Genomic DNA, 18,106 nt, shown 5'->3' on the forward strand with positions numbered 1-18,106 from the left:
GATGACAAATGAGAAAATTTAAGAGGTTGACCACATGAACAACTCCCTCCTTGTCATTGGCGGCGGGATAGCTGGCATGACCGCGGCGGTGGAGGCCGCCGAGTGCGGACAGAAAGTTTATCTCATCGAGAAAGAGGCGTATCTGGGCGGCAGGGTGGCCCGGATGAACAAATATTTCCCGAAACTGTGCCCCCCCTATTGCGGCATGGAGATTAATTTCAGGCGAATCAGGGTAAACCCGCACATCGAAATCCTCACCCTGTCCGAGGTGGTTTCCATCACCGGCCAGAAGGGCGATTTCACCGCCACCATCAAAACCGCCCCCCGTTACGTAAACAACAAGTGCACCACATGCAAAGAGTGCGAGGGCGTCTGCCCGGTTTCGCGGCCTGACGAGTTCAACTACGGCATGAGCCAGACAAAAGCCGTTTACCTGCCCCACGCCATGGCCATGCCCATGAAACACGTGATAGACATGAGCGTTTGCAAGGGGCAATCCTGCGGCGAGTGCGCCAAGGTATGTAATTACGGCGCCATTGATTTGAGCATGGAACCCAGCGAGACCCAGGTGAAAGTGGCCTCGGTGGTTTATGCCACGGGCTGGAAACCTTATGACGCGTCGAAAATAGCCAACCTTGGTTACGGCTCCGTAGCCAATGTCATCAACAACGTGGAGATGGAGCGGCTGGCGGCCATAAACGGCCCCACCGGCGGCAAGATCCTGCGGCGCGACAACGGCGGGCCGGTGAATACCGTGGCATTCGTCCAGTGCGCGGGTTCGCGGGACGAGAACCATCTGCAATATTGTTCCTCCATCTGCTGTCTTGCCTCGCTCAAACAGGCAACCTATGTGCGGGAGCAATACCCGGACAGCGAGGTTTACGTTTTCTATATAGACCTGCGCGCTCCGGGCAAATACGAGGCGTTTTACACCCGTGTGGCGGCGGATCCGAAGATAAAGGTTATAAAGGGCAAAGTTGCCAAGGTGGAGCAGGCTCCGGACGGACGCGCCGTGGTGACCGCCGAGGACATCATGGGCGGCGGGAAGATGAGTGTATCGTGCGACCTGGTGGTGCTGGCCACGGGTATGGAGCCTGCCTATAACGGGAATGGCGTCAAGCCGGATGGATATGGATTCATGCCTGCGGAGAACATGGCGCCGGGCGTTTTCTCCACCGGTGTGGCCAAAAGGCCGCAGGACGTGACCTCGTCTATACAGGACGCCACGGGGGCGGCGCTTTTCTCCCTGCAATGCTCCGCCGGGGAGGCCAGCCATGGCTGAAGAAACAAAGGTTGTCAAAAAGACCGGCGTTTACATCTGCTCCGGTTGCGGCATAGGCGGGGCGGTGGATGTAAGCCAGCTTGAAAAAGTGGCCACCGGCGAATTGAAAATACCCGTATGCAAGACCCATCCGTTCCTGTGCGACGCGGAAGGGGCGCGGGTAATAAAAGACAGCATAGTGAACGACGGCGTGAACGCGGTGGTGGTGGCGGCGTGTTCCCCTCGCGTAAATTACGACATATTCGATTTCGGCGAGAGCGTGTTGCTGGACCGGGTGGACCTGCGCGAAAAAGTGGCGTGGAGCCACGAGCCCGGCCACGAGGACACGCTTATGCTGGCGCAGGACTATCTGCGGATGGGCCTGGCTAAAATGAAGGAGATGAACTATCCCGAGCCGGTGAAAGAGCAGGTGGACGACACCATACTGGTCATCGGCGGCGGGATAACTGGCCTTGCGGCGGCCAGGAGCGCCTCCCTGGCCGCCCACAAGGTGCGCCTTGTGGAGAAAACCGGGCGGCTGGGCGGCTGGGCCAACGCGTTCCCGAAGGTTCTGCCGCGCAAAAGCCCATACACCACGCCGGAGGATAACGACATCGTCAGCCGCGTCCGCGAGGTGGAGACAGACCCAAACATAACCGTTCACCTGAATTCCACCATCAAGTCCATCTCCGGCGCGCCGGGCATGTTCGACGTGGTCATCAATGACGGGGCCGAGTCAACAGCGCGGGTAGGGGCTATTGTCCTGGCCACCGGTTGGAAACCCTACGACATGGGCAAGCTGGCCCACTTGGGCGCGGGCCTGCCGGACGTGGTAAGTAATGTGGAGTTCGAGCAGATGGCCGCTGGCGGCTCCATAAAACGGCCGTCCGACGGCAAACCGGCCAAGAGCGTTGCGTTCATCCAATGCGCCGGGTCGCGGGACGAGAACCATCTTCCATACTGCTCATCTGTGTGTTGCGCCGTGTCGCTCAAGCAGGCCATGTACGCCCGGCAGAGCGGATGCACGGCCACGATAATCTACAAGGATATCCGCACCACCGGCGAGTCGGAGTTCTTCTACAAGGATGCCCAGCAGGATCCGGGCGTGTTCCTCACCAAGGGGGATGTGGCCGGGGTGGAAAGCGCCAACGGCGAGCTGTTGGTAACCGTGGACAACACGTTGCTGGGCGGGCAGGTGAAAATCGCGGCTGACCTGCTGGTGCTGGCCACGGGGCTTGTGCCTACTACATATGATCCGTCCGTGACGGTGGACAAACCGGCGGAGCAGATGACCGACCGTGACAAGTTCAAGATAGGCAAGGCGCCCATTTTGAACCTTACCTACAGGAAAGGCTCCGAGCTTCCCGATTTGAAGAACGGTTTCCCGGACTCCCACTTCATCTGTTTCCCCTACGAGACCCAGCGGACAGGCATATACGCCGCCGGGGCCGTGCGTCATCCCATGGACATGAAGAGCGCCATGAGCGACGCGGCGGGCGCGGCTTTAAAAGCCATCCAGTGCGTTAAGCTGGTAGGGCAGGGGAAGGCGGTCCACCCGCGGGCGGGGGACACAAGTTATCCCGACTTTTTCCTGCAAAGGTGTACACAGTGCAAGCGATGCACAGAGGAATGCCCCTTCGGCACGCTGGACGAGGACGAAAAGGGGACGCCAAAACCCAATCCCACCCGGTGTCGGCGGTGCGGCGTGTGTATGGGCGCCTGCCCGGAGCGCATCATAAACTTCAAGAACTACTCGGTGCCGATGATAGCCTCCATGATCAAGTCCATGGAGATACCCGACGAGTTCTCGGGCAAACTGCGCGCCCTGGCGTTCATTTGCGAGAACGACGCCATGCCAGCCGTGGACATGGCCGGTATCATGCGCCAGAAGTACGACCCGGAGTTAAGGGTTATACCCCTCCGGTGCCTGGGCTCCACAAACCTTGTGTGGATAGCCGACGCGCTGGCCTCCGGCGTGGACGGCATACTGATGATCGGTTGCAAACATGGCGACGATTACCAATGCCATTTCGTGAAAGGCTCGGAGCTGGCCAATTACCGTATGGGCAAGGTGCAGGAAACTCTCAACCGCATGATGCTGGAGCCGGAGCGGATACGGGTGGAGTCTTTGGCCATCAACGAGTACCACCGGGTGCCGGAGATAATCAACAGCTTCATGGAAACGCTGAGGAAATTCGACCCGAACCCCAACAAGGGTTTCTAGGAAGAGTGGGAATATGCAGGAAGTCACTACGCAGGTAATAAGGCCCGACGCCGGGTTCGTAACGGAGTTGATGGAGAACGGCGGCGCCACGCTGAAGAAATGTTTCCAGTGCGGCAACTGCTCGGTGGTTTGCAACATATCGCCTGAAGAGGCGCCTTTTCCCCGCAAGGAAATGATATGGGCCCAGTGGGGCTTGAAAGACCGCCTGCTGTCCGACGGGGACGTGTGGCTGTGCCATCAGTGCAACGATTGCTCCACCCATTGCCCCCGGGGCGCAAAACCCGGCGATGTGCTGGCGGCGGCGCGGAACATAATGTTCTCCCATTACGCCAGTTTCGGGTTCTTGGGGAAATGGCTTTCCAAACCCGCGTATCTGCCGGCGCTCTTCATAATCCCTTTGGTGTGGATATACGGTTTTATCTCCCTCGGCGCCAAGCCGGATTTTGTAAACATAAAGCCTATGCAGTACGGCAACATGATGCCGGAATTGGCGATAGACATGGCGTTCATACCGGCAGTTGTCTTTGCGGTGGTGGCGGCGTTTATGAGCGTGAAAAAATTCTGGGGTGAGCTGAACAAGGCGGCCCGTGCGGAAGGCTCGTTGATATCCGCCATGATCGGCGCGGCCATCGGCGTGGGCAGGCACGAGAAGATGGGCAAATGCGTCACCAACGCGCCCAGGTTCAAATCGCACCTTTTCACGATGTACGGTTTCATAGCCCTCATGATAACCACCGCCATGGTGGGTACGCTCTACTGGGCGCACGAGCTGGGAATGATAGGTTTTGAATATCACCAGATAGGCCTTTCACACCCCGCCCGGCTCACGGTAAAACTTGTTGGCAACCTGGGCGCTCTGATGGCCCTGGCTGGGGTGGGCATGATAATCGCCCGAAGGTACGGCGCGGCCAAGGATAGCGTGGGTGTGACCGGCTATTACGACAGCTTCTTCATATTCACTCTGTTCATCACCATAGCCAGCGGAATATTGTCCGAAATCCTGCGCGTATTGGACGTCGCGTCATTGGGCTTTGGCGTGTATTATGTCCACCTGGTGTTCGTGTTCGTTTTGCTTGTGTACGCGCCGTTTTCAAAATTCGCGCATCTTCTATACAGGTTCACGGCCCTGACCCACGCAAGGATGACCCAGCGGGAACGGGCGTGGGCGGCGGATCACGCTGTAACAAACTAATTTTTATTGCGAGGGGGTTTTTAAGCCAATGTCGAAGCTTGTAAATCCGCATGGCGGCGGGGAGTTGAAGCCCCTGCTATTGCAGGGCAAAGAACGGGAGGCGGAGCTGAAAAAGGCCCAATCCCTGCCGAAGGTAGTGATGACCTCGCGCGAGACGTCGGACCTTATCATGATGGGCATCGGCGCTTTCACTCCACTCACCGGCTTTATGACCCGGGCGGACTGGGAGGGTGTGTGCGACGGTTACAAGACCGCATCGGGGCTGTTCTGGCCCATCCCCATCACCCTTTCCACGGACAAAGCCAGCATCAACGGCATAAAGGTTGGCGGAGAGGTGGCGCTCTGGGACGGCGAGACCGAGCAGGTGATGGGAACCATGACCGTCACCGAAAAATACGAGATAGACAAGGCGCACGAGTGCATGTCCATATTCAAGACCACCGACAGCGAGCATCCCGGCGTGCAGAAGGTGATGGCCCAGGGGGACGTGAACCTGGCCGGGCCGGTGAAGGTCCTGTCCGAAAGCTATTACCCGGAAATGTTCCGCGATGTGTACATGACTCCCGCCCAAACCCGCAAAGCCTTCGCCGAAAAAGGCTGGAGCTCCGTTGCGGCGTTACAACTTAGAAACCCCATGCACCGCTCCCACGAGTATCTTGCAAAAATTGCGGTGGAGGTCTGCGATGGTCTGCTGATCCACCAGCTTGTGGGTAAACTGAAACCGGGGGACATTCCGGCGGAGGTGCGGGTGCGGGCCGTCAACGCGCTGGTGGAAAACTACTTCGTCAATAACACCGCCATCCAGGCAGGTTATCCCATGGAAATGCGTTACGCAGGGCCGCGGGAGGCTCTATTGCACGCGGTGTTCCGCCAAAACTATGGTTGCTCCCATCTCCTGGTGGGGCGGGACCATGCGGGGGTGGGCAACTATTACGGCCCCTTCGACGCCCACAAGATATTCGACGAGATACCCAAAGACGCGCTGGAGCTGAAACCACTTAAGATAGACTGGACTTTCTGGTGTTTCAAATGCGACGGCATGGCCTCCGCCCGCACCTGCCCCCACGAGGGGAAAGACCGGCTGTTGCTTTCCGGCACCATGCTCCGCAAAACCCTGTCCGAAGGGGGCGAGATACCCAAGGAGTTCTCCAGGCCTGAAGTGCTGGCCATCCTTCAGGAGTATTACAGGAGCCTGGACGAGAAGGTGGAGATAAAGCTCCACCGCGCCGCCACCGGGGCGTAGGCAAAAGCGTTACTTGCAAGAGCGGGTGGAAGCGCCTCCCGCTCTTTTTTTATGTGAACAGCGACGTGAAAACAACGAATCCGATAGCCGCTATCAGCGCCAGCAGGAGCAGTATCAATATTGTCCTGAAAATCACGCCGGAGGAGGCGGCCGGCGGTGTGGCCGGGAAAATGCCCACGGAAGCCATCGCTTCGCTCACCTTCCTCGCTTTCTCCAGCAAGATCCGCTCCAGTTCAGTTTCGTTGGGCAACACCATATCCACCGCCACGTCTGTCATCACCAGGTGGCCTTCCAACCCTTCAAGCTCTTCCAGCAGGGCCAACAGGGCGACGTCCACATCCGGGCTGGAGAATATCCCGGCCCCCGCATCTTTCGCCAGGGCGTAAACAGAATACTCTCTCGCGCTCAGGCTTGCCGGAGGCTCGATGGCGGAGTGCGACCGGACCTTTCCGGAGACGCTGAAATATTGTCTGTAATAGGGCAGTTCTATCCCCGCAACGTCTTGCGGGACAAAATTCAGGATGCCAGAACGCATGACAAGCAATCCGATGTTGAACGGTTTTCTGTGAAAGACGGCCAGATGGGTGTCGTTGGAAACGTCCTCCCTGTCCACCTTGGGCTGGATATAGCGGAATTTATATCCCTCATGGATAAATTCGCGCCGGGCGCTGGAGAATAGCGAAATACCGCTATCGTCCACTCCAAGCCTGCGAAGGTTCTCCCGGAACAGCCTGATCCTGTGGGACGACATGTAGGCGAAGGCGGTGATCATCAGCACAGTGAGCGCCGCAAAGAAACCTAAAGCGTAATAATTTTCCATTGGGTATCCCGCTTTGCATGTCCGGTTCGGGCTCCTCTGCTATCATACTCCATCATGAAAGCTCTTATTGCGCTGGCCACTAAAAACGCCGGAAAGGTTCGCGAGTTCAACCACGCCTTTGAGGGGACAGGGATTACCTTTGTGTCACTTCTGGACATCCCCAACGCGCCGGATGTGGAGGAACATGGCGAGACTTATGAAGAAAACGCATTGATAAAAGCCCGCGCCATAGTAAAGGCCACGGGAATGCCAGCCGTGGCGGACGATTCGGGGATAGAGATAGACGTAATGCCTGGAGAGTTGGGCGTATTCTCCGCCAGGTTCGGTGGAGACATGCCTGCCAGTGAGGTGAACGAAATTGTCCTAAAACGCCTTGAGGGCGTTGAAAACCGCGCCTGCCGCTACGTGTGCGCCCTGGCGTATGTTGAGCCAGCCACAGGCAGGGAAGCGCTTGTAACCGCCACCTGCGAGGGTATTGTGCATGACCGGCAGGAAGGGGATAAAGGGTTCGGGTTCGACCCCATATTCTTCGTCCCCGAATATGGCAAGACAATGGCCCAGCTTCCGCTGGAGGTAAAGAACAGGATAAGCCATCGGGCGAAAGCTATGGCGAAGCTGAAGGCGGAGCTTGTGGCTAAATAAAAACGCCGGGATGGAATATTGCCCGATAGGCATAGGCACGCTTCCCCGTGGTCGCTGGACCACGGCGAAGCGTGATGGCAGACCGGTTATTTGCTGGCGATTTCCTCCACAAGCTTTATCTACTCCCCCCTCAGCCCGTAAAGCCCATGCGCCAGTTGGTCAATCTGGCTGGCGGTGGCGGCTATTTGGCTAAATATAAAACGCCGGGGTTTTTCTCCCCGGCGCCATTTAGAACGAACACGGTTAAAAGGGCTATTTCCCCATCCCCGCCAGTATCTCTTTCATCTTCTCCTCGGACTCCGCGCCGACTTTGTCGTGGAGCGAGTTTCCGTGGGCGTCCATAGTTACCACCACTGGGAAATCCTTCACGTCGAAAATCCAGAACGCCTCGGGCACGCCGAACTCCTCCAGCTTTATGACTCCTTCCACCTTCACCACCGTGCGGGCCAGCACCTGCGACGCGCCGCCCACGGCGTGGAAATACACCGCGCCGGTCTTCTTCAGCCCATCCAGGGTTTTCTTGCCCAGCCCGCCTTTGCCGATGACGCCGCGCACCTTGTATTCCTCTATCACGTCCGCTTGGTACGGTTCCTCGCGGATGGAGGTTGTAGGCCCTGCGGCCACAACTTCCCAATGGCCGTCATCATGTTTCTTCATAACCGGGCCGCAGTGGTATATAACCGTGTCCCGCAAAATGTCGCGCACTTCATCGGGCCGTTTCTCCACCATGTATTTGTGAGCCCTGTCCCGGGCTGTCACCATTTTGCCCGTCAGCAGGACCTCGTCGCCCACTTTAAGCGCGCGCACGGCTTCCTCCGTTGTGGGAAGCGTAAGCTTAATCATAAGACACCTCCTTGCCCTTCAGGGTCATGGTCCGCCGCCGGTACGCCCAGCACATGTAGGTGACGGCTACGAAGTACGACGCGGGGATGGTGTCCATCGCCGCCGCCTTGGCGCCGATTAGCGTGGTCTTGCCGCCAAACCCCATGGGCCCGATGCCCAGCTTGTTGGAGTTCTCTACAACCCATTCCTCCAGATCCGCCAGGCCCGGGTCCTGGTTCTTGTCCCCCAGTTTCCGGTGAAGCTGTTTTTTACTCAACAGGTAGCTTTGCGCCCTGTCCCCGCCGATGCCGATGCCCAGCACGCCGGGCGCGCATCCTTTGCCTTGGGCTTTCACCACCGCGTCCAGGCAAACTTTCTTGATGCCGTCCATGTCCCGCCCGGCTCCGAGAGGGGAGTATGGGAGGGAATACTGGGTTCCCACGTTCTCGCAACCGCCCCCTTTAAGCACCAGGTCTATCTTTAAATAGTCCTCGTCCCATTGGTCGAAATACATGGCCGGATGCCCTCTGCCGGTGTTGTCCACCTTTGGCGCTCCGGTGATGGGATCCACCACGTTGGGCCGCAGATAATGGCGGGAGGTGGCCCGCCGCACGCCGTTGCGGATTATCTCCGCCAGGGCGTTCTGGCGCATGCCGAACGGGTAATGGATGTCGAAAGTCACCGTGCCGGTGTCCTGGCAGATGGGGCGCGAGTCCCGCTCGGCCATCTGTATGTTGTTCAATATGGTGTCCAGGGCTCGCTGGGCCCTGCTATCCGGGGCCTCTTTGTCCCTGTACGCCTTCAAGCGCTCCACCACATCCTGCGGCAAAATTGTCGAGGTTCTGCGGATAAGCTCCACGATAGCCTCTGTAAACTCCTCGTCAGCGATGATGTCCATCATGTGTTCCGTTCAAGAGTGAAGTGATCCTGTACAACTAAATTTTATCAAAGTCCGCGGCGCAAGGTTATTTGGTGAAAATCTCGTTCACCGTTAACGTTTCTTCCGCCTCGGCCTTCTTCCTTAAAGTAACCAGATATTCGGCGTAAACCCTTTCCCGCTTCCGTTTAAGCAGGTTTTTGGCCAGCTCCGGCAGGCTGGCCCCCATCACGGCCTCGTCCACCGCCCCGCGTCCAGCCAATACCATGGTAACAAACCCTCCCTGTACTGGCAGGGTTTTGGCCTGTTTATCCTCCAGCTCGAAAGCTTCCATCCGCGCTCCGTCCCCACGGGCCTGGCCCGAGGCCACTTGTGCCCTGCTGAATGGCGCCGTGCGGGACACCGCCAGCCCGAACGCCCGGGCGGCGTCGGCCAAAGTTTTGCCTTCGCCCACCGCTTTTTCGACTTTTTTGGCCCGTTCCTCCGCCATTTTGTCCGCAAGCTCAGCCCTGTACCGGGCTTCCACCACGTCACGGATAGAGTCGAACGGCGGCGTGAACGGCTGTTGGACCGATTCCACCGCCAGGTACGCGTATCCTTCCGGCATGGCCATTAGCTCGGAAACGGTTTTCTCGTTAAGCGCGAAAACCATGTCCGCCGCTTTCTTTCCGTCACGGAAACCCATGGCGGGCTGGCCCTTGTGGGCGATATGGGTGTTTATCCTCATCTCCGGATGTTTGTCCGCCACGGCGCCAAAATTGTCAGGTTTAAGCTGGCCGGCCAGCGATTTCATTATGGCTTCCGCATCCCTCCCGGCTTTCTCCAGCCGCGCCCTGGCTTCCACTTTGTCCCGCGCCTCTTCCAGCGTGGGTATCTTGCCCGCCGTAAGGGAAACAAGCTGGGCTATGTGGAACCCGAACTGGGTGCGGAACGGTTCCGATACCTGGCCCGGTTTCAACGCGAATACCACCTGCTCGAACTCCGGCGTCATCACGCCGCGGCGGAACGAGCCAAGGTCCCCCCCGGATGCGGCGGCGGGGTCTTCAGACATTTCCCGCGCAACCCTGGAGAAATCCTCGCCAGCGCGAACCCGCGCCAGCGCCTTCTTCATTTTCGCCTCGGCCTTATCCACGGCGGCCTGGGAAGCGTTGGGCGCCACCACCGCCAGTATGTGCCTGGCGTGAGCTTCCTCTTTCACCTCAAATTCCGCCGTATGCTCGCCGTAATAGGCCGTCAACTCATCCTGCGTTACGGTGGTTTTATCGGCGATATCCTTGGGATCCAGCAGGAGCGACTTGAACGTGCGCGTCTCCGGCAGGCGGAAATCATCTTTATGCCCGTCGAACCATTTTCTTGCCTCTTCCTCGGTGAAACGCGCGTCCCGCATCACCTCGGCGGTGTCTGTCTTTACGTAGTCCACCGTTATAGGCTGGTTTTCATAAATATAATGGTTGCGCGCCTCAATCTCGGAAACCCGGACAGGCCGCTCCACCATGGCCATAAGCCGTTGGGTGATGATGTCGGCTTTCACCTGCTGTTCGAAAGCGGCGGGGGTAAGCCCCATGCGCTTTATGGTGTCTGAATACAGCTTTGGGTCGAACACCCCGTTGGTCTGAAAACCGGGCTGGGCGGCTATGGCGTCTTTAAGCTCGTCGTCCGTCACAACAATGCCTTCCTCCCCCGCGGCCTTCACCTGCAGGGCGCGGCTGATGAGGGAGTTTAGAGCGATGTTCCTGGGATTCAGCTGTTTAAGAGCCGCCGCGTCCAACTGGCCGCCGAACTGTTTGCGAAGGTTTTCCTCAACAAGCCGGGTCTGCTCGGCCAGTTGTTGCCTGGTGATTACTTCAGAGCCCACCTGCGCCACCTCGTCGTCGTTGCGGCTTTTGCGCCAGCCCCATACCAGGAACGCCGAGCCTATGAAAGTGAACGCCACGAACCATATTAAGAGCCGCGAGGCCCAGGTTTTGGCCCCTTCCCGGAATACGTTAAGCATAATTCCCCGTCATGTGTTGAAAGGTTATGTTTGAGAGTCTTATTTTATGCGGCCCTTTTCCATGGCCGAAAGTTTTTCGGCGGCCTGCGCCGCTTCCGGTGAAGAAGGATGCTTCTCCACCAGGGCTTTCAAGCGCTGGGCGCCGTCGTTTTCCCTGCCCAGTTCCAATAGCGCCATGGCGCTTTTTATCATGGCCTCGGGCGCCTTGGGGCTGTATGGATACCTTTCGGCCATCATGTCGAAAGATTCCGACGCGCTATCCAGTTCACTACCTTCGTAATAGGCCATGCCAGCCATGAAAGCGGCGCTGTCCGCCGCGTTACCGTTGGGATATTGCCGGACGTAATCGGCGAACATCTCCGCCGCCTCGTCGTAACGCTTGGCGGAATACAGGGCGCTGGCGCGCTCGAAAATGCCCGCCGCGTGATCCTTGGCGGAGGTGGAGCGCTCCTCAGCTAAAGGCTTAGCTTGTAATTCCCGCTCCGCGTCTTCCACGGCCTTTTTATGGCTTTTGCGGGAGACCCCGCTTTTTTGCTCCATGAGCTGTATGAACGCCAGCGTGTCCAGCGACACGGAGCGTAGCTCCCGGCGGAGTTCTTTCAATTCGTAGTTGGTGGCGGCGAACCTGTCGCCAACCTCGGTCCTGTAAGTCTGGTTTATTTCCAGGATGGCCTTTTCCAGCCTGTCCATGCGGTCGGAAAGCATCTGGACCCTGCCGTTGAACTCTTCCATCTGGCCGTTCACCGTTTGAACCGCCCTTTGGGTCTGCTCCAGGTTGGCGGCCAAATCCGCCTGGGCGCCCAAAGCCTTGCCCAGCATGGCGACGCGCTCGTCTATCCTGGTTATCTGACCCTGGGAAACGTCCCATTCCTTTTTGTTGACGGTTTCGCAGGAAATCAGTCCAATAGCCAGCCCGGCGGCTCCGGCGGCTTTCAAAAAAACTTCGGCGATGCGCAACGGCTTCAACTGTGCGTTCCTTACGGTTTTGAAAACGGAAAGGGCTATTTTAGATTAACTTCGCCAATAAAAAAAGGGGAGCGGCGATATTCCGCTCCCCCATATGCGCTCTTCAGAGCCGCCCGTTTTCTGGGCCGCCCGGATTATGGCGATTACTTGGTCACCAGGAAATGAGCCCGCCGGTTCTTGGCCCAGGCGTCTTCCGTGTGGCCGGGATCTATGGGCAGTTCCTCGCCGTAGCTTATGGTGTAAAGCTTCTCCGCGGGAACACCCAGCGAAATGATGTAGTTCTTCACGGAGTTGGCGCGGCGCTCACCCAGGGCCAGGTTGTACTCCTCGGTGCCACGCTCGTCGCAATGGCCTTCAATCTGCACTTTGGCGTTAGGATTGGCTTTCATCCAGTCGGCGTTTTTCTGCAAAACGTCGCGCGCTTCGGGCCGGATGTCGGACTTGTCGAAATCGAAATAAACATCCGAAAGCTGGGACTCATCGGTGTAAGCCACGTCGCGCTGACCCTGCTGAAGCCTTTCCTCTGCGGTCATGCCGCCAGCGCCCTCGCCTGTTCCGGCCCCGGCTTCACCGGCGGCGGGAAGTGTTTCCTTCTTCGCGGTAGAGCAGGCGCTCAGTGAAAAAATGACCGTGGTTGAGAAAACAGCCATGGCGACAAGAAGCCGGTTTTTTATGCGCATTTCTTACCCCTCTCCTACATCATCCCGTGTTTATATTTAACAGACAGTCACCAATGTGGCTAAATCCGCCTGCGACACCCTGAAAAAACGACTTCACTCTAACAAACCGGGCCTTGTGTTTCAAGGGGCGGAAGCAAATTTACTCCATGCCCGCGTTAACGGTTTTTTAACAATCCGTTCGCGCTCGAAACGCGAGGGTTACTTGAGAAGATCCAGCGGTGGCCCCCACGATGGCGTGTACCCGCCGCCGGGCATGGATGTAACGGGTGTTTGATTTGTCCCGTCGGAGTTAATAATGAAAATCTGCTTGGTCCCGTTGCGCCGGGCGGCGAAAGCTATGTTCCGCCCGTTGGGCGCCCATGTGGGGCTCTCCTCCGAGCCTGCCCCGGCGGTGAGCTGACGCACGTCCCTTGGCTCGCGCCAGTTGACCACGGATATGTTGAAGTTGTTACCGTTCATGGACGCATATGCGATGTAATCCCCTTTGGGAGACCATGCCGCCCCCTCGTTGTATCCGCCCGTCCAGGTGGCTCGCCAGTTCTCTTTGCCGTCCAGGCTCATGATGTAAATCTGCGGGCTACCCGTCCGGTCCGACGAAAAGGCCACATATCTGCCGTCTGGTGATATGGCAGGTGAGGTCTCTATGGATGGCGCGCTGGTGAGCTGAACCACGCTTCCGCCGTCGGCGTTGGCGATGTAAATATCAGCGTTGCCCCCCTTTGTAAGCGAGAACACCACCCGTTTGCCGTCCGGCGACCATTCACCGGTGGAGTTGGAGCCTATCTTGCGCGACACTGGGTAACGCGTCCCGTTCCGCAGGTCCATCGCGTAAAGGTCCGGGTTGCGGTATCGGAAGGTGGTAAAAAGGATCAAATCCTTTTTCGGGTGCCAGTTGGGGAAAAGCACCATGGATTTATCGGTGGTAACCTGAATCGGGTTGTACCCGTCGTAATCCATTATGAAAAGCTCTTTGCGGCCCATCTGTTTGGACACGAAAGCCATGCGTGTGCGGGCGATGCCCTGCTCACCGGTGAGCCTGTTGAGCAGGTCGTCGGAGAACTGGTGGGCCATCTGCCGGAAAATGGCCTTGGGGCCGGTGTATATCTTGGAGAAATAAAGCTTCCTCTGCTGGATGTCGTACACCCTGGTGTCCAGGTAAATTTTTCCGTCGGGCTTTTGCCCTACAACCCCTTTAACCACGAAGTTGGAAACCAGTGTTTTCCACTCGTCAAAATCCACCCCGCCCTTGGCCTTCAAATCCTTTTCAGATGCCTGCTTTAAGAAGTCCTTGTTCTCATGGGGTTTGAACATGCCGGTGGCCTTCAGGTCAAAATTTATAACGTCCGCCGCCTGGGCCCCAAGCCCTTCCTTGTCGTCCCAGGAGACAGGGAATTCCGGCACGGCTATTTCTATGGACGGCGAACCCACCCGGCTGGTGCCTATCCACACTCCGTTATTCTGGGCGCCGGCCCATGGGGCCAGGGCCAGCATGGCGGAAATAAAAACGGCCACAGCCGCTTTTGCGGTTTTAAAATGGGCGCTTAAATTTGCTTTCGATGCCCTCAACGTAAAAAACCTCCTGATACGCTTTTATTGGCGCTGTTCGTAATCGAAGCTGAAATGCACCGTTAACGAGTCTGTCGGATAATCCGCAGGCAGGGGCCCGAAAGGGGCCCCTTTTATTATGGCCTGCAGGGCGCTTTCGTCCAGAGCGGAATTTCCGGACGATTTCTCCAGCGTAACGCCAGCCACTGAACCGTCCCGCAGAATTTTAAACTTCACCACCGGGTCACCTTTTTTCCCGGCCAGTATTATGCCGTGGGTCACCCAGTTCTGGTTCACTTTCATTTCTATGGTCCTTGTGTACCACAGATAGGGGAACGGCGCCCCCTCGGTTTGCGCCCCTCCGCCGCCCCCGCCACCACCGGGGTATCTGGGCGTAACCGTGGATGGGGGGATGGAGGCGGTCTCCACAGGCCTGGTTTTTTTCGGCGGCTCCTCGGCCATCTCTTTTTTCGGTTTGTCTTCCGTTTTGGAGGCGAATTTCTTGCCCGCCGGGGCGGCTTTTTCTTTGGCCACTTCCGGCTCCGCCTTGGCGGCCTTCTCCACCATGGGAGCTTTTTTCACCATGGGCTCCGGCGCGGGCTCCGGTTCCGGCGCCTCCTCTTTGGGCGGCCCCGGCGGCCCCGGAGGAAGGGTGCTCGAAGGTTTCGGGGAAAGGGTCACAAGATTTACCTGGTAACCGGGCAGGATGAGCCTTTTTGACGGCATAAGCCACCCTAAAAGAGGCACGGCGATTATGATGAGGATATGGATGAAAGCCGAAAAGCCGATGGCCATCATCAGCTGGGGATATGTGTTTATGTCGCGGTCCCTGCCTGCCGCCAGTTGTTCCCTATTCATCCGGCTGGAATATATTCAGTAAGATTGTTTCGCCTGCGGGCGGCCCCTTCAGCGTTTGCGTTCTTGCTCTTCGGGCATTTCGGTTACCATGCCCAGCTTGTCCACCCCGGATTTTTTAGCGATACCGGTTATCCTCATCACATAACCGTAGGGGATCTTCCTGTCCGCCCGCAGGTAAACCTCGGCTGTTGGGGACGCCGCCACGATATTTTTCAGTTTGTCGGCCAGCTCTTTTTCCGTCACTCGCCTGTCGTTGAAGTAAATCCGGTTGGCGCTCTCTACCGATATGATGTTCTCTTCTCTTATGTCCAGCGCGCCTACGTCCTCCTTGGGCAGGTCTATGGCTATGCCGCTTTGCAGAAGGGGGGCGGTGACCATGAATATCACCAGAAGCACCAGCATCACGTCCACAAAAGGGGTGATGTTGATCTCCGACATCAGGGTGGAGGATTTCCTCCGGAACCGCCTTCCCCCGGCGTCGCCACCACCGCCCGCGACGGCCATCTTACGGGCGCCTTATGTAGGTTCGGTCTATCAGGGAAAGCATGTCCAGCCCGAAGTTGTCCATATCGGTGGCTTTTATCTTTACCCGGTACACGAAATAGTTATAGGCCATAACCGCCGGTATGGCGGTGAACAGCCCGGCGGCGGTGGCGATAAGAGCCTCGGCTATGCCGGGCGCCACCACGGCGATGCTGGCCGCCCCTTTTGCGCCAATGCCGGAGAAGGAGTTCATAACCCCCCACACCGTGCCGAAAAGCCCTATGAATGGGGTAACCGAACCGGTGGTTCCCAGGAAGAACAGCCACCGTTCAAGCTTGGTTATCTCCTGGGCAGTGGCCCGCTCCAGCGACCTTCCTATGGAGTCAAGCTTCTCTAACAGAAGGTGTTCCTCCGGGTCTTTCTGTTCACTCTGGGTGATGCGGAACTGGGTGGCAAGCTCTATGTAGCCCGCCAGAAAAACCCGCGCCATCGGGCAGTTGCGCAGTTTCTTGGCGAAGTTGTAAACCTGGTCGAGCTGGGGTTTCTTCTGGAAAACATCACGGAAAGCCTCCGTCTCCTCCCTCACACGCCGGAACAGACGGAACTTGTGGATTATGATTCCCCAAGAGATAAGCGAGAACGCCAGCAGGGTCAAAAGCACCCCCTTGCTCACAAGCCCGGCGTTCACCACCATGTCGGAGATGGACAGCTCGCCGCCTGCGGCCGGAGCCTGGGCCACCCGCGCCATTAATATGTAAGGTAAATTAGTCATCACAAGTAATCCAGAATAGATACAACCGCCGCCCGTGTCAACGGCCGCGGATAAGCGGACAACCTACAGCTATCAATGCTTGAAATGCCGGACGCCGGTGAACACCATGGCCATGCCGTATTCGTCCGCCGCCGCTATCACCTCTTCATCCCGCACAGAGCCGCCCGGCTGGATTACCGCCGTCACCCCGGCCTTGCCCGCCGCGTCTATGCCGTCGCGGAAAGGGAAGAACGCGTCGGACGCCATCACACTGCCTTTCACGGGCCCGCGGGCTTTGGATACGGCTATCTGCGAGCTGTCCACCCGGCTCATCTGCCCCGCGCCCACGCCTATTACGCTGTTCTCGCCGGCGTAAACGATGGCGTTGGACTTTACATGTTTGGCCACCGTCCAGGCGAACTTCAAGGCTTTCATCTCCGCCTCGGTGGGCTGGCGTTTGGAGACTACTTTCAGCGTGTCCTCGTTATACGTTATAGCGTCCGGGTCCTGCAGAAGCGCCCCGCCGCGCACGAATTTATAGTCCAGTTCCGTGGATGGTTTCAACAGGGGAAGCTCCATGAGCCGCACGTTTTTCTTCTCTTTTAAGACGGCCATGGCGGCGGCCTCGAAACCGGGGGCGATGACCACCTCGGCAAATAGTTTGCCTATCTCCTCGGCGGCGTCTTTGTCCACCTTCCGGTTTATGGCTATCACCCCGCCGAACGCCGAAACCGGATCCACCTCCCGGGCTGTGACATACGCGTCTTTAATGTTGGCCGCCCGGGCGACGCCACAGGGGTTGGTGTGTTTTATGATGGCCACCGCCGGGTCGGAAAACTCGCAAACAAGCTCGTACGCCGCCGCCAGGTCCACTATGTTGTTGAACGACAGCTCTTTCCCATGATGCTGGATGGCCGACGGTATGCCGTCCGTTATGGTTCCAGCCGATGCGTAGAACGCCGCGCCCTGATGAGGATTTTCGCCATAACGCATGGGGAGGCGCTTTTCGAGCAATATCATTTTCCTGTCCGGGAAACGCCCGCCCGCGCCCGCCAGGTTTTCAAGATAGCTGTTTATCCTGCCGTCGTACCATGCGGTGTGGGCGAAAGCTTTCGTCGCCAGTTTCAGCCGGGTATCCCGGGAAAGCGAGCCGCCGTTCCGTTCCATTTCCGCCAGTACCGCATCGTAATCCGCTGGATCCACCACCACGGTGACCGACTCGAAGTTTTTCGAGGCCGACCGGAGCATGGACGGCCCGCCGATATCTATATTCTCTATGGCCTCTTCCAGCGAAACGCCGGGTTTGGCCACGGTCTTCTCAAAGGGATACAGGTTGACCACCACCATGTCTATGGGCGTTATGCCGTGCTCGGCCATCTGTTTTACATGGCTTTCCAGGTCGCGGCGGCCCAAAAGCCCGCCGTGGATCTTGGGATGCAGGGTTTTCACCCGGCCATCGAGAATCTCCGGGGAACCCGTATGGTCGCTGACTTCTTTCACAGCCACCCCGGCCTGGGATATGGCCTTGGCTGTGCCGCCGGTGGAAAGTATCTCCACGCCGAACGTGGCCAGCCCCTTTACGAAAGCCTCCAGCCCGGTTTTGTCCGAAACGCTTATTAACGCCCTTTTAACAACAGTATTCATCGCCCTGCCTGCTAGAATTTTAAACCTGGGTCAAAGAGAAAAATGGTATTCTTTTAAGTTTAATACGTCAAGACGCGGAACACTTAATAACAGCGCGGAGAGGTT

The 18,106-nt window shown here is 57.7% G+C and carries 16 protein-coding genes; 5 read left to right on the forward strand and 11 right to left on the reverse strand.

Features of this window, described 5'->3' with window-relative positions; genetic code table 11:
* Nucleotides 1-34: 34 nt before the first annotated feature.
* Genes HY751_11545 through sat form a run of 4 tightly spaced genes read left to right on the forward strand, consistent with a single transcriptional unit; the run spans nucleotide 35 to nucleotide 5,920 of the window.
* Nucleotides 35-1,282: a CoB--CoM heterodisulfide reductase iron-sulfur subunit A family protein gene (locus tag HY751_11545; GenBank protein MBI4667028.1), complete on the forward strand. Its 1,248-nt coding sequence runs from the start codon at nucleotides 35-37 to the stop codon at nucleotides 1,280-1,282.
* On the forward strand, nucleotides 1,275-3,485 hold the full coding sequence (locus tag HY751_11550) for a hydrogenase iron-sulfur subunit (protein MBI4667029.1): 2,211 nt from the start codon (nucleotides 1,275-1,277) through the stop codon (nucleotides 3,483-3,485). The genes HY751_11545 and HY751_11550 overlap by 8 nt, the downstream gene beginning before the upstream one ends.
* 13 nt (nucleotides 3,486-3,498) lie before the next feature.
* Complete coding sequence (gene qmoC / locus HY751_11555) at nucleotides 3,499-4,677, forward strand: quinone-interacting membrane-bound oxidoreductase complex subunit QmoC (GenBank protein MBI4667030.1); 1,179 nt, start codon at nucleotides 3,499-3,501, stop codon at nucleotides 4,675-4,677.
* 28 nt (nucleotides 4,678-4,705) lie between these two features.
* Entirely contained in the window at nucleotides 4,706-5,920 is a 1,215-nt protein-coding gene (gene sat / locus HY751_11560; GenBank protein MBI4667031.1) for a sulfate adenylyltransferase, read from the forward strand.
* A gap of 49 nt (nucleotides 5,921-5,969) precedes the next feature.
* Here sat and HY751_11565 read toward each other — a convergent pair whose 3' ends face one another.
* Entirely contained in the window at nucleotides 5,970-6,740 is a 771-nt protein-coding gene (locus tag HY751_11565) for a hypothetical protein (GenBank protein MBI4667032.1), read from the reverse strand.
* 54 nt (nucleotides 6,741-6,794) lie between these two features.
* Here HY751_11565 and rdgB point away from each other — a divergent pair, with 54 nt between their 5' ends.
* A complete protein-coding gene (gene rdgB / locus HY751_11570; GenBank protein MBI4667033.1) occupies nucleotides 6,795-7,382 on the forward strand; it encodes an RdgB/HAM1 family non-canonical purine NTP pyrophosphatase in 588 nt (195 codons plus the stop codon).
* A gap of 252 nt (nucleotides 7,383-7,634) precedes the next feature.
* Here the strand turns inward: rdgB and HY751_11575 are convergent, their stop codons facing one another.
* The 10 genes from HY751_11575 to purH all read right to left on the reverse strand — a co-directional run bounded on the left by HY751_11575 (nucleotide 7,635) and on the right by purH (nucleotide 18,001).
* Nucleotides 7,635-8,225, reverse strand: coding sequence for a fumarate hydratase C-terminal domain-containing protein (locus HY751_11575; GenBank protein MBI4667034.1), 591 nt, complete (start codon nucleotides 8,223-8,225; stop codon nucleotides 7,635-7,637).
* Nucleotides 8,218-9,102: a fumarate hydratase gene (locus tag HY751_11580; protein ID MBI4667035.1), complete on the reverse strand. Its 885-nt coding sequence runs from the start codon at nucleotides 9,100-9,102 to the stop codon at nucleotides 8,218-8,220. The genes HY751_11575 and HY751_11580 overlap by 8 nt, the downstream gene beginning before the upstream one ends.
* 67 nt (nucleotides 9,103-9,169) lie before the next feature.
* A complete protein-coding gene (locus HY751_11585; protein ID MBI4667036.1) occupies nucleotides 9,170-11,074 on the reverse strand; it encodes a SurA N-terminal domain-containing protein in 1,905 nt (634 codons plus the stop codon).
* A 39-nt stretch (nucleotides 11,075-11,113) separates the two neighbouring features.
* Nucleotides 11,114-12,040 (reverse strand): tetratricopeptide repeat protein, encoded by a 927-nt coding sequence (locus tag HY751_11590; protein MBI4667037.1) that lies wholly within the window; start codon nucleotides 12,038-12,040, stop codon nucleotides 11,114-11,116.
* Nucleotides 12,041-12,183: 143 nt separating this feature from the next.
* A complete protein-coding gene (gene pal / locus HY751_11595; protein ID MBI4667038.1) occupies nucleotides 12,184-12,720 on the reverse strand; it encodes a peptidoglycan-associated lipoprotein Pal in 537 nt (178 codons plus the stop codon).
* A gap of 198 nt (nucleotides 12,721-12,918) precedes the next feature.
* Nucleotides 12,919-14,286 carry a Tol-Pal system beta propeller repeat protein TolB gene (gene tolB / locus HY751_11600; GenBank protein MBI4667039.1) on the reverse strand — a complete coding sequence of 456 codons (1,368 nt, stop codon included), beginning with the start codon at nucleotides 14,284-14,286 and terminating at the stop codon, nucleotides 12,919-12,921.
* Between the two features lie 24 nt (nucleotides 14,287-14,310).
* Nucleotides 14,311-15,123: a TonB family protein gene (locus tag HY751_11605; protein ID MBI4667040.1), complete on the reverse strand. Its 813-nt coding sequence runs from the start codon at nucleotides 15,121-15,123 to the stop codon at nucleotides 14,311-14,313.
* A 48-nt stretch (nucleotides 15,124-15,171) separates the two neighbouring features.
* Nucleotides 15,172-15,627 carry an ExbD/TolR family protein gene (locus tag HY751_11610; protein MBI4667041.1) on the reverse strand — a complete coding sequence of 152 codons (456 nt, stop codon included), beginning with the start codon at nucleotides 15,625-15,627 and terminating at the stop codon, nucleotides 15,172-15,174.
* Nucleotide 15,628: 1 nt separating this feature from the next.
* The gene (gene tolQ / locus HY751_11615; GenBank protein MBI4667042.1) at nucleotides 15,629-16,378 is read right to left on the reverse strand and encodes a protein TolQ; all 750 of its coding nucleotides are present in this window, start codon (nucleotides 16,376-16,378) and stop codon (nucleotides 15,629-15,631) included.
* Nucleotides 16,379-16,450: 72 nt separating this feature from the next.
* Nucleotides 16,451-18,001, reverse strand: a complete 1,551-nt coding sequence (purH, locus tag HY751_11620; protein MBI4667043.1) for a bifunctional phosphoribosylaminoimidazolecarboxamide formyltransferase/IMP cyclohydrolase — start codon at nucleotides 17,999-18,001, stop codon at nucleotides 16,451-16,453.
* Nucleotides 18,002-18,106 lie beyond the last annotated feature (105 nt).

It is taken from the genome of Nitrospinota bacterium (genome assembly GCA_016208975.1).
Taxonomy (GTDB): domain Bacteria; phylum Nitrospinota_A; class UBA7883; order UBA7883; family JACRLM01; genus JACQXA01.